Here is a 13709-nt window from a genome sequence, read left to right on the forward strand (position 1 = left end):
TGCCTTCTTGCTATCCTCGTTCCTCGGGTTGCCTATCGGCACCACAACAAGTCAAAGGCGCTCAACCCAAAGACTCATATTTTTCTACTATTCCACGCTAACTATAGTTTACACCGGTAAGCTTCGACTTTTATCATGGCTGTAGTTCCGTAGGGACAGGTCGCGACCTGTCCGATTCGTAGGCTTTGCCTATAGAACTATACTGCAAACTATAGAAAAGGCAGAAGCTCCCTCTCCTGTTAGGAGAGGGCTGGGGTGAGGTAAAACAGCACCTATGAAACTATAACTTCAACTATAGCCAAAGCAGGAAATTCCCCTCTCAAGAGGGGCAGGGGTGGGTAAACGCTACCAGACCTCTCCCGCTGGTCGAAATGACATTTGGAAAATATCAGCTGTTGCCCCCTCTCCTTTTAGGAGAGTGCCGAGGTGAGGTAAATACTTCTCCCCAGTTTGTATCAGAAATAGTATTGCCCTAAGCAAAAATCTTCCCCGGGTTAAGTATACCATTTGGGTCGAAGAGTTGCTTTATACCTTGCATAAGCCTTAGCTGTACCTCATTCAGCGCAATGTTAATGTATGGCCGTTGTACCAGACCAATACCATGCTCTCCGGAGATAGTGCCTCCTAATTGTACTACCAACCTGAAAATCTCTTTTATACCTTCCGGTAACTTATGTTGCCAGTCCTCATCAGGCATATCGGCTTTAATAATGTTTACGTGCAGGTTGCCATCTCCTGCATGGCCGTAGCAAACCGATTTAAAATTATACCTCGCTCCTATTTCTTTTACGCCGTGCAACAACCTGGGTAGTTCGGCGCGGGGCACTACTGTATCTTCTTCTTTATAAACGGAGTTGGCTTTAACGGCATGGGCTACATTCCGGCGCAGGCGCCACAGGTCTTCTTTCTGCTTTTCAGTATCGGCTACCAATATCTCATCTATGTCGAATTGCTCCAGAACACTATAGACTTGCTCTGCTTCTTTAAACAGCTGATCCATATCGTTGCCATCCAGTTCTATCAACAAGTGCGCTTGTATATCTTCAGGCAGGTTTACCTCTATGCCTAAATACCTCCCCGACCACTCAATGGCGTCGCGCTCCATAAACTCCAAAGCCGATGGCACAATGCCCGCCATAAACAATTTGGATACGGCTTCGCAGGCCTGCTCCTCGTTGCGGAAAGGTACCAGCATCACAATATTCTGCGGCGGGTAAGGGATTAGCTTAAATACTATTTTGGTAATAATGCCTAACGTCCCTTCGCTACCTACCATTAACTGTGTAAGGTTATAGCCTGTGGCATTTTTAAGCACGTTGGCGCCAGTCCAGGTAATTTCGCCGGTGGGTAGCACCACTTCCATGTTCAGTACATAGTCCTTGGTAACACCGTATTTCACTGCTCGTGGTCCGCCACTACTTTCACTCAGGTTACCTCCCAAAAAACAACTCCCTCGGCTCGATGGATCGGGTGGATAATATAAACCTTTGGCTATAACTGCTTCCTGAAAAACCTGGGTAATTACGCCCGGCTCCACTGTAGCCTGCAGGTTACGCTCATCTATAGTTACAATTTTATTCAGCCGCTCCGTAGACAGTATAACCCCCTGATGCACAGCCAGTGCGCCGCCACTAAGCCCGGTACCTGCACCACGTGGTGTAACTGGTATCAGGTTTTTGTTGCAATACTGCATAATAAGGCTGATCTCAGAAGCGTTGGCAGGTTTAAGTACTACTTCCGGCGTGTAGCGCAGGTCTTCTGTTTCGTCGTGGGTATAGCGGAGCATATCATCCGCAGATGTCGGTAAAATTACATTGGCATCGCCAACTATAGCAGTAAAGGCAGCGACGGCTTCCGGAGTAACTGGGTTAAATTTCATTTTTAAAAAGAAGGGTTATTGGCTATATTAGCAGACCCTATTATTTTATTTACTTACCTCGCTAAAGTAACGTTTTGAAAACAGCTTTTACAACTTCAGCCTTATTTATCTTTTTTATACTGCTGATGGCCTCCTGTCAGTCGTCTCAGCCAGTGTTTAGTAAGCGTGGCGAAACCTACAAGTCGGCCAGGGAAATAGCTGCCGAAAAACGGCAGGAACGCAAAGCCCGCAAACTTGCCCGCCGCAACGGAAACGATGAACCCAAAATAACTTCAAAAGACCGCACCAGCCGTACCAAAGTGCGTCGTAGCGTTGATAAAGATATTGAACAGGTTATCAAAACTGCCCGCTCTTATACAGGTGTGCCTTACCGTTGGGGTGGCACTACACGAGTTGGTATGGATTGCTCCGGCCTGCTTTGCACCTCCTTCGAGACGATAGATGTAAAATTGCCACGCACCTCGGATGAGCAAAGCCGTTTTGGCAAGGAAGTAAGATTAAAAGACCTGCAGGAAGGCGACCTGGTGTTTTTCGGGGCAAATAAGTATAGCAACCAGATTACACACGTAGGTTTGGTTACAGAAGTAATAGATGACCAGAATATCCGGTTTATACATTCCTCTACCTCGTTGGGCGTAATCGAAAACAACCTTTTTTCGGAGCATTACCAGAAAATTTTCATAAAAGCGGTTCGCCCGGCCATTTAACTATAGCCGCCATATTTATCAGAACATCACACTATACTTATACTTATATAGTTACTTACAATCCAAAAAAAATACAGTAATTTAATATTCAATTAAAGCAACATACGTACTATAGGTAGTTACAACTTATTGCCCACTAACCACTTATAGTTCTATGAAACATTTTTACACTTTCATACTCCTATGCGGGTGTGTACTGCTGCAAGCACAATTAGCATGGGGACAGGGCGCCACTACTGCTGCCATGAATGGTACCATAAAAGACCAGTCCGGAACTCCGCTTCCGGGTGCCACCATTATTGCAGTTCATACGCCAACCAACACACAATATGTAGCCACCACTAACTCCGATGGGTATTATAATATCCAAAACATGCGCGTGGGCGGGCCTTATACAGTGCGCACCTCTTATGTAGGCTACCAGGAACAACGATCCGAAAATGTAAACCTGGCTTTAGGCCAATCTGCTCGCGTTGATTTTACACTTTCGGAAAGCAGCCGCGAACTGGGTGAGGTGGAAATAGTTGGTGAGCGGAACGACGTTTTTAACCAGGACCGCACCGGTGCTGCTACTAACGTATCCAGAGAGCAAATTGAGCGCCTGCCAACCCTAAGCCGCAGCCTCCAGGATTTCACACGACTTACTCCACAAGCATCAGGTAACTCCATAGGGGGTTCCAGTAACCGTTATAACAATATAACTATAGATGGCGCTGTAAACAACGACGTATTTGGTTTATCAGGCAGCGGTACTCCTGGTGGCTCGGCCGGCACGCAGCCCATATCGTTAGATGCCATACAGGAGATACAGGTAGTTATTGCGCCTTACGATGTTAAACAGGGTAATTTTACCGGAGGTGGTATAAATGCTGTTACCCGCTCGGGTACCAATAAATTTTCTGGTTCGGTGTATGGTTTTGGTCGTAACGAAGACATTATAGGCAAAGCCGTGGAAGGCCCGCGTGTTAAAGCAGATGAATTTAAGAACTACCAGTATGGTGTCAGAATTGGCGGCCCGATCATCCCGGATAAGCTCTTCTTTTTCACTAACTATGATGCTACCCGCATAACGGAGCCTGTCCGGTTTGCACCTGGCTCTTCTGAGTCGCAGATACCACTTAGTGCTGCACAGCAAATTGCAGAGTTTGTTCAGGAAACATATGGGTATGATGTAGGCTCCTTCGGTGGGTTTGACAGAGATACAGAAAGCGACAAACTTTTTGCACGCCTCGATTGGAACATAACTGATAAACACTCACTAACCTTACGCCATAATTATGTAGATGCTTTCCAGGTATCTTTCTCCAGGAGCCGCAACGAAGCTCGATTTGGCAATAATGCATACCAGTTTAACAGCAAAACCAATTCTACAGTAGCCGAACTCAACAGCCGTATCTCAAACGAATTTTCAAATAACCTCATTATTGGTTACTCCCGAATACGTGAAAACCGCGATACCTTCGGCCAGCTTTTCCCACAAGTTACCATCTTCGACCCGGTAGGCACATTGGTATTTGGTTCTGAGCGCTCCTCTACGGCAAACGAACTGGACCAGGATATCTTCGAATTCACCGATAACCTGTCATACTTACTTGGCAAGCACAACTTTACTGTCGGTACGCACAACGAGTTCTTTAAATTCCGGAACCTGTTCATCAATAACCTGAATGGCCGTTGGGATTTCAGTACCATCGAAGATTTCATCAACAATAATCCGTCGCGGGTGCGGGCAGGTTATTCGCTTTCAGATGATCCAAGACCAGCTGCCAGGTTTAATGCGGCCCAGCTTGGCTTTTATGTGCAGGATGAATACACTGCCTCCGAGCAATTGAAATTAACACTGGGCTTAAGAGTAGATATCCCTGTTTTCCCGGATGAACCTGAGCGCAACACAAAACTCGAGAATGACTTTGCTGAACTATATCCGGGACTGAGAACCGACCGTACGCCGAGTGGTCAGCTGCTCTGGGCGCCAAGGCTTGGCTTTAACTATACCCCTACCGCCGACAGGTCTTTCCAGATACGGGGTGGTACTGGTATTTTCACTGGCCGTGTGCCGTTTGTCTGGATGTCGAACCAGTTTGTAAACACAGGTACTATACTTGGAACTATAGATGTTCGTAACCCGGATGAATTTATAGCAGACCCCAACCAACAAACAGAAGCAGGACCACCGGTACAAACAGTTGAAGTGAACGTTATAAACGAGGATTTTAAATTACCACGTGTATGGCGCAGCAATCTTGCCTTCGACTATACTTTGCCATTAGGCATAATTGCCACTGTAGAGGGTATTTATTCTAAAACGCTGAATGATGTCGTGTACCGCGATCTTAACTTAGTAGACCCGATCGGTACTCTTTCAGGTCCTGATAACCGAAACATATTCTCGGATGCCGACAACAGCCGCCGCCGCAACGAAGATTATACCAACATTATTCTTCTGGACAACACAGATAAAGGCTATCGCTATAGTTTAACCGGGCAGTTGCGAAAGGATTTTGAAAACGGCTTGAACACTTCTATTGCCTATACTTATGGAAAGTCGAAGGATGTGAACAGTGGCACCAGTTCTACTGCCTTATCTAACTATGAGTTTAACCAGATCGTCAATAACCCGAATGATCCGGAACTTGAATACTCCCGATATGATGTAAGGCACAGAATTGTTGGTACAGGCGGCTATACTTTCAAGTTCGGCGAAAGCCTTGCCACCGGTATTTCCTTGTTCTACCAGGGGCAATCCGGCCTGCCAATTACTTTCGTTTATTCGCAGGACCTGAACGGCGACGGCAATATTGCTAACGACCTGATCTACGTGCCGCGCGACCAAAGTGAAATAAACCTGGTTCCGTTAACTGTAAGCGGCACTACCTATACTCCCGATCAACAATGGGAAGCCCTGGATGCACTGATCAGAAGTGATGATTACCTAAGCGACAGACGTGGCCAGTATGTAGAGCGTTATGGTGGCCGCATGCCCTGGACGCACCAGTTTGACCTGCGTCTGTTCCAGGATTTTTACATTAATGCCGGAGAGAATAAACACACCTTCCAGTTAACTTTTGATGTGTTCAATATCGGTAACCTGCTTAACAAAGACTGGGGACGACAGTATTTTGTAAGTAACAATGCCAACGAGATCATCCGTTTTGGAGGCCGTGATGCAAACAACGTTCCTCGCTTTACTTTTAATCCAAACAACAGGATCTATAACGTTTCGCAGTTTGATTCGAGATGGCAGGGGCAATTAGGTCTGAGGTATATTTTTAACTAAAGTATAAGATTGTATAAAAGCAAAAAGCCCGCAGGTAAATTACCTGCGGGCTTTTTAGTTAGATTTTAAGCTTAATTATGGCTTATATACTTCATACTCACCGTTCTCATTCTTCTTGAAGAAAGTTGACTGGCTTACAGTAGAACCGTTATAAACTTTGTAGTTCATTTCAAACTTAATACCCTCTTTTGGAGTTGGGAATCTATGTTTGATAAGCGCAATCATCGCTTTGTTTATATCATCCTGTGTCCAGTAACGTGTATCAGTTGGGAACTGCGTGAAGAAGCTACCAAACTGGGCTACGTTTGCTCTGTTTGTAGCTGTACCATAGTTAGGGTTCGGATTATCAATACCGATCCAGTTATAGTCTGCCCTTGGCAGTACATACGTTAGTGTCAGGTCTACTACCCAAACGCCTTTTGTTTTCTTAAACTTAAGCGTATTGGTTTTCATCTGCGCAGGGTTCTCTACCCAAGACGGACCATCAACCCAGTTTGTACCATCAAAGATCATGGTAGCTAATCTCTGGCTTGTGCTTCCGTTGTAGTAAGTGTAGCTTACATATTGTACATCACCTATTTTAGCTGCCAGGTTGTTAGTTCTGTAATAGTTAGCCAGGAACTGGTTGAAGTAGCTTAACAGAACTGCATTGCTGTTCGTCTCATCAAAGTTCTTGAACTGGCCATTACCTGTAGAAGTATAATCAGCATCAGATACGTGATAGATGTTTTTCCAAGCACCGTTCAGATATAGAAAAGACTTCTTAGCTGTAATTGACTTTGTGTTATCAGCAGGATCTGGCAACTTATAAGTAATTGCTACCAATTGTCTCTCTACAGGAGGATTTGCAGGTGTGTTAGTAGCTGAATATTTATAAGCAAGATACGCAGCAAGATCAGTCGCTTCGTTGTCAAATCGGTTTCCTGTTTCGCCTAAAGCAGTGTATTCAGCGTTTGATACTGTGATACGGGCATTAGTAGATACTGCGCTGCTAAGCGATGGGTAAAGCGTTTGGCTGAAGGTAACGTTTACAGCTGCACCTTCGCCAAGTTGCGGAAACTTGCTGTCTACGAATGCTGGCAACAACTCTACTGCTTGGTCTTCTGAAGCAAAAGCTGCTCTTGTAGCTACTGCAGGAGCAGCAGTTTTAAAGAACTGGTAATCTGCTGCTACAAGTGTTTTGTTTACAACCAAACCATCATCTTTCTTACCTTCTGCAATTGCATCCAGTTCAGCATTCACATCTTCCATTGGGTCACATGCCGTGAAAACCAACGTAAGAGCTGATAATAGATATAAAACCTTTTTCATCTAAGTAATTATTAGAAGTTAATTTTTAAGCCTGTAGTCCAGGTTCTGCCTGTACCGAAATAAACAGTTGAGTTAGAAGCGTTACTGATTCTAGTCTCATTTTCCTGTCCAACATTTACTTTCTCAAACGTAGCATAACCATCTGAAATGTACTCAGTACCCAATACGTTGTTCACGTTTGCATAAAGAGAAGCATTAAGACCAGCTATCTTCATTTTGAAAGATGCATTCAGGTCAAGCAGTGAGTAGTTAGGAACTTTCCAAGGCGTAAGGCCTGGCTTATCAAGTGTGGTTGGGTCGAAATCAGAGTTGAAGTCAGCATAGTAGTTATAGTCTACACCTACTTTCAGCTCGTCGATAACTTTATAGTCTACACCAATAGAAGCTGTAGTCTGGGCGGCATCACCAACTTTAAGGCCTTTCATGTAAACAGGGCCGATTGAGTTTGTCTTGGTCTGGGTTTCGTCAGTGAAATCTACTTTTTCAAGATCATTCATCCAAGTCCAGTCGCCAACAGAAGCCATACCACGGATAGTTAAAGCATTGATTGGCTGGTAAGCGAAGTCTACTTCAACACCCTGGTGAAGAGCATCTACACCTAAGAAGTTTGCAAAGTATACGCTACCTGGCTCAGCACCCTGGAACTGTCTTGTGAAAGATCTGTCTTTCCAGGTAGTTCTGTAAAGGTTCAGGTTAGCGCTAAGTGCACGGGTTCTGTAACCATAACCTAATTCGTAGCTAAGAATCTTCTCGTTTACAGCATCAGGGTTTGGTACGTTCTGGTTGTTTACGAATACAGCGTTAAAGAAAGGAGCTTTCTCGAAATAACCTACGTTGGCAAACACGTTGTGTACTTCGCTCAGGTTATAGTTAGCACCACCTTTTGCCTGGTATCCAAAGAAATGCTGGAAATCAGTTGTCTGGATTGGGTTATCATCTGACAGGAAGTGGTCAATTCTTCTGTAAGAAGTATTAGAGGCAGCAACTGAAATGAAAGATGACAGTGGGCCTGAAGTATATTCACCTTGTAAGAAACCACCTTCCCAAAGCACTACGCCATCGTTGTTGTAGCTGATCTTATCGCCAACTTTAGCTCGCTTGTTCGGGTTGTTTTTGTCTGAGTTATCAAGAACGTACTGTGAACCTAACAGATCAGTAACTTCTGTAAAGTGCTTACCATAGTAGTAACGCATATCAAGACCTGCTAACAGGTTGATGTTTTCGTTGATTTTTTTCTGATAAGTTGAAAGAGCACCATACCACAAATGGTCGTTGCGTGAAGCACGCAGGTAAGTAAGTGCACGGCCATCTTCAGATTTAACGTTAGCGTCTACGGCTGCATCCATATCATATGGAGAGTAGAAATCACCAGTTCTGTTTAGTGTACCAGTATAGTTACCGCCACCACCAGTACCGATAGAAGCATAAACAGCAGTAGAAAGGAATGAAGTCTCATCTATAGTCCAGTAGTGGTTAAGAGAGAACTGTGGTTTGTGGTAGAAGTTGTTACGAACGCTTACCATCTGGCCATTCTGGTAGCCAAAGTCTGAGTTCCACTTCAGGCCCTGAGGAGCATTTCTGTAGTCCTGGATTTTCTGACGTGTAGAACGCTGACCGTGTACCTGAGGAGCACCGAAACCAGTTAAAGAGATCGTGTGCTTGTCGTTGATCAGCTTAGAGATGTTGAAGAAGTAGTTATACGCCTCGAACTGCAGACCATCAGCCCAGCCGTTACCTTCTGTTTTAGAACCAGAAGCAGCAAAAGCCCAACCTTTGTCAGTTAAGCCAGTTGAGTAAGTAAAACCTATTTTGTTGTAACCATCGTTACCGATACCATAGAAAAGTGAACCACCTTTAACTGCATCAGTAGTTTTAGTGATGATGTTGATAGTACCACCAACAGATGGAACAGCTACTTTAGAAGCACCTAAACCTCTCTGAACCTGCATTGATTTGGTAACATCAGTTAAACCAGCCCAGTTAGACCAGTATACACTACCATTTTCCATATCGTTTACAGGCACACCGTTGATCATAACGGCAACGTTTGCGTTCTTAAAACCACGAAGGTTGATACGGGAGTCACCGAAACCACCACCTGCTTTAGTAGCATAAACACCTGGCGTTGATTTTAGCAATTCAGGGAATTCCTGGTTACCAACTTTCTCAACTATAAGCTCGCTGCTGATAGTAGAGATCGCAACTGGTGTCTGTCTGTCGATAGCGTAGCTGTTTGCTGTTACAAGAATTTCACCAAGAGAAGACTCGCTTGGCTGAAGTGAGATTGTACCTAAATTTTTTGTACCATTCAGGCCAGCGATGGAAATCTCTTTCTGAGTAAATCCAACGAAGTTGATAAGGATAGCGCTTGCATTCGGATCATCTACTTTTAAAGTAAACGTACCATCTGCAGTTGCAGGAACAGCAATGCTGGTTCCCTTAAGAATTACTGTTGCTCCTGGAAGAGGATCTTTTGTAGTACCATCTACAATTTTACCTTTTACAGTTCCCTGAGCAAAAGCACTTACCACAGTAGTAAAGCTAATTACTAATGTAATAAGGAAAAGTAAACACTTTTTCATGTAACTAATTTTGGTTGGTTGATTTAATTTGGCGCGAAGATACAACCAGTTACCAATACCTTACAACTATTCAGTGTTAAATAATATTAAATTAACATTCTCATTTATAGCAGTTACCTGAATACTATAAGCAATTTCAAAATCGGCCAAATTAACCCCTTGCTAGGCCGTTTAAAGCACATTTAACCTTGTACACCGGCTATTTATTTGTTTCCTGGTTTAGCTGTGCAGCCCCTGTTATTCCTAATTCGCACCTATAATTCAGGCAAAATCCGGAGGCCGGTTATCTATATTAAATTTAATGTTTAGCCATTGGTTTGAACCTGACACAGGTTATGTTACGGAAGCCTTCAAACTATAGCCTTTATCAAAACTTAAACATGGTTTGATAGCACCCAACTTTCACGTTCTTACTTAACTCTGCTCCAAGGCCCGAACCATGCTTACTTGCTGGCAATTTTAACTATAGTTTTATAGTAAATAAACGGCCTCAAAGCAACTATAAATGCGCCATTTACAAGTACATGCTATGTTATACTTCAAGGCCCGGATTAAATAATAATAATTTAATATATACGCAGTTGAAATCTCTGAAAACTCCGCTACTTTTGCGCCCAAAATCAATACAAAATAAACCCTATGAAACATTTTTATAGTACATTGTGCCTGATGCTGGCACTAGTGCTGACTGTTCAGCTGAGCTGGGCACAAGGAAGTACCACTTCCGCAATGAATGGTAGAATTACCGACGAGAGCGGAATGGCTTTACCGGGCGCTACGGTTGTAGCCGTTCACACCCCCACCAATACCCAGTATGTAGCAAGCACCAACGCTGATGGCCGCTACAATTTCCAGAACATGCGTGTTGGCGGACCTTACACCATTAAAACAAGTTATGTGGGTTACCAGGAGCAACGCCTTGGCAACATTCAGTTAAAACTTGGCCAGAACCTGAGCCTGGACCTTAAATTAAAATCAAGTGATGTTAGCCTGTCAGAGGTAGAGGTAGTAAGCCAGCGCAACAGCGTAATAAATGCCGACCGCACAGGTGCAGCCACCAACGTTGCCCGCGAGCAGATCGAGAAGCTTCCGACACTTAGCAGAAGCATACAGGACTTTACGCGTTTAACGCCACAGGCTAACGGCAACTCATTTGCCGGCCGTAACAGTGGTTACAATAACACAACTATAGATGGTGCGCTTTTCAACAACTCTTTTGGTCTGCAGTCAAACGTAGGTTCCCAGACAAGTGCACAGCCTATCTCGCTTGACGCGATTGAGCAGATTCAGGTAAACCTTGCGCCTTACGATGTGCGCCAGGGTGGCTTTACAGGAGCAGGTATCAATGCCATTACCCGCAGCGGTACCAACGATTTCAGCGGATCTGTTTACTGGTTCGGTCGTGATGAGCGTTTGGTAGGCCGTAACGTAGGCGATACGGAGATGCCAAAACAGGCTTTCACGCTGTCGCAAAGAGGTGCCCGCATAGGTGGCCCGATCCTGAAAGACAAAGTATTCTTTTTTGCTAACTATGAGCAGGAAAGAGTTTCTTCTCCGGGTTCAAGCTTTATTGCTTCCCGTCCCGGCTTAACAGGTTCTAACGTTTCTGCTGCTGATGCGGCACAACTGGAAGAGCTTAGCAAGTTCCTGAAAGACAAATTCAATTACGATGCAGGTCCGTTCGAGAACTATAACATGGACACCTGGAACAACAAGATCAACACCAAGATCGACTGGAACATCAACAAGAACCATACTTTCTCTTTCAAGTATAACTACCTGAAATCATGGAAAGACATTCCGGCTTCTAACTCTGGTGCGCCAAGCAACAACCGTCAGCCAAGCGCTACAGGCCTTCCATTCAAATCTTCGGCTTACGTAATCAACAACAACCTTAACTCGTTTATTGCTGAGTTAAACAGCCGCTTCGGTGATAAGTTTGCCAACAATTTTATTGCCGGCTTTACAGCTTTCCGCGATTTCCGTGAGAGCCGTGGCGGTATTTTCCCGCTTGTTGATATCGAGAACGGTAATGGTGCTACACTAACATCATTCGGTTACGAGCCATTCTCTGCTAACAACATCCTTAACTCTGATGTATACCAGCTGAGCAACAACTTCTCTATTTTTGCTGGTAAGCACATTATTACCTTAGGTACATCAAACGAAGCCTACAAGTTTACAAATGGTTTTGCACCAAATTACTTTGGCCGTTACCGTTACAAAACCCTGCAGGATTTTTATGATGACGTAAACACCGGAACTTCTAAAGCTTCAGAATACCAGTTACAATACTCTGCTCAGCCAGGTGGTTTCCCGTTTGCCGTTATCAAAGCAATGCAGGTTGGTTTATATGCACAGGATGAGTGGTCTGCTACCAACAACCTGAAACTAACGTTCGGTTTACGCGCCGATATGCCAATCTTTAACACAGACCTGCTTCGTAACGAACAGGTAGAAGGCCTGACTTTCCGTGATGGTGAAAAGATCGATGTAAGCAAAATGCCTGATACTAAAGTTCTTTGGTCTCCGCGTTTCGGCTTTAACTGGGATGTGAAAGGCGACCAGACAACGCAGGTGCGTGGTGGTACAGGTATATTTACCGGCCGTGTTCCTTTTGTTTGGATCTCTAACCAGGCTTCTAATAATGGGGTATTGTTTGGCTCATTCACTGAGAAGAATCCAACCAACCGTCCGTTTACTTCTGATGTCACTGCTTACATTCCTGCAGATGCAGCGGCAGCTTCGCGTTACAACCTGGCTGTTACTGCCGAAGACTTCAAATTTCCGCAGGTATTCCGCAGTAACTTTGCTGTAGACCACCAGCTTCCGTTTGGTGTTGTTGGTACCCTTGAAGGTATTTACACAAGAGATGTTAATGCAGTTTACCACCAGAACGTAAACCTGCCAAACAGCACAAGAGAAGCTAATGGCGCAGACAACCGTCCTATCTTCTACAAAACTGATGCTACAACTGGTGATATCGTATTTGACGCTAAAGGTAACCCGATCGCTGTTAACAAGATCTACTCCAGCAACCCGGACATTACGGATGCTATAGTTATGGAGAACACCAACAAAGGTTACTCTTATACTTTAACAGGCCAGTTACAGAAGTCGTTTGCAAATGGTTTCTATGGTAGCATTGCCTATACTTACACTGATGCCCGTTCTGTAAACGATGGCGGTTCTATTGCACAGTCTATCTGGAGAGACAGACAGATCTCCGGTGACCCTAACGCAAACGTACTTGGCTACTCTAACTACCTGACCAGGCACAGAGCTATTATGGCCCTGTCTTACAGAAAAGAGTATTTAGGTAAATTAGGAACCTCTATCTCTACTTTCTTCGAGATCGCTTCCGGTAGCCCGTTCTCTTATACTTACTCAGGCGATATCAACGGCGATGGTCAGACATCTAACGACCTGATCTATATCCCAAGAGATGCCAGCGAAATTAACCTGGTACCATCTGATGCAACTGATACCCGTGATGCCGGTACTATGTGGTCACAACTGGATGCGTACATTTCTCAGGATGAGTACCTGAACTCAAGAAGAGGCCAGTATGCAGAGCGTAACGGTGCAACTACACCTTACACCACCCGTATGGACGTGCGTTTGCTACAGGATATTTTCGCGAATGTAGGTGGCAAAAAGAACACGTTACAGCTTAGCTTCGATATCTTCAACTTCGGTAACATGCTGAACAAAGACTGGGGTATTGTACAGTCTGTGAACAGAGCTACCCTGTTAAACTACATGGGTTACGAAGCAAACGGCACACCGAAAGTAACGTTCCCATACCTGAACAGCGCGAAAGCAACTCCGTTAAGCGAGTCTTTCAGAGATAACACAAGTGAAATTTCTCGTTGGAGAGCACAGATCGGTATACGTTATATCTTTAACTAAACTATCCTGATATACCAGTAAAAAAGGGGCAGCTAAAGCTG

At 44.5% G+C, this 13709-nt stretch carries 6 protein-coding genes; 3 read left to right on the top strand and 3 right to left on the bottom strand.

From position 1 onward, the window contains the following. Positions 1-472 precede the first annotated feature (472 nt). Positions 473-1879, bottom strand: coding sequence for an FAD-binding oxidoreductase (locus GWO68_RS04305; RefSeq protein WP_162345189.1), 1407 nt, complete (start codon positions 1877-1879; stop codon positions 473-475). Positions 1880-1953: 74 nt separating this feature from the next. On the opposite strand from GWO68_RS04305, the gene GWO68_RS04310 reads away from it, so the two are divergent. Next, positions 1954-2586 (top strand): C40 family peptidase, encoded by a 633-nt coding sequence (locus GWO68_RS04310; RefSeq protein WP_235941929.1) that lies wholly within the window; start codon positions 1954-1956, stop codon positions 2584-2586. Positions 2587-2740: 154 nt separating this feature from the next. Next, positions 2741-5863: a TonB-dependent receptor gene (locus GWO68_RS04315; protein ID WP_162345190.1), complete on the top strand. Its 3123-nt coding sequence runs from the start codon at positions 2741-2743 to the stop codon at positions 5861-5863. 75 nt (positions 5864-5938) lie between these two features. On the opposite strand, the gene GWO68_RS04320 is transcribed toward GWO68_RS04315, so the two are convergent. After that, the gene (locus GWO68_RS04320; protein ID WP_162345191.1) at positions 5939-7174 is read right to left on the bottom strand and encodes a hypothetical protein; all 1236 of its coding nucleotides are present in this window, start codon (positions 7172-7174) and stop codon (positions 5939-5941) included. A gap of 11 nt (positions 7175-7185) precedes the next feature. Beyond that, entirely contained in the window at positions 7186-9756 is a 2571-nt protein-coding gene (locus GWO68_RS04325) for a TonB-dependent receptor (RefSeq protein ID WP_162345192.1), read from the bottom strand. A gap of 639 nt (positions 9757-10395) precedes the next feature. Between GWO68_RS04325 and GWO68_RS04330 the strand changes: the two genes are divergently transcribed. Next, the gene (locus GWO68_RS04330; RefSeq protein WP_162345193.1) at positions 10396-13668 is read left to right on the top strand and encodes a TonB-dependent receptor; all 3273 of its coding nucleotides are present in this window, start codon (positions 10396-10398) and stop codon (positions 13666-13668) included. The last annotated feature ends 41 nt before the right edge of the window (positions 13669-13709 follow it).

Source organism: Pontibacter fetidus (genome assembly GCF_010119545.1).
GTDB lineage: Bacteria > Bacteroidota > Bacteroidia > Cytophagales > Hymenobacteraceae > Pontibacter > Pontibacter fetidus.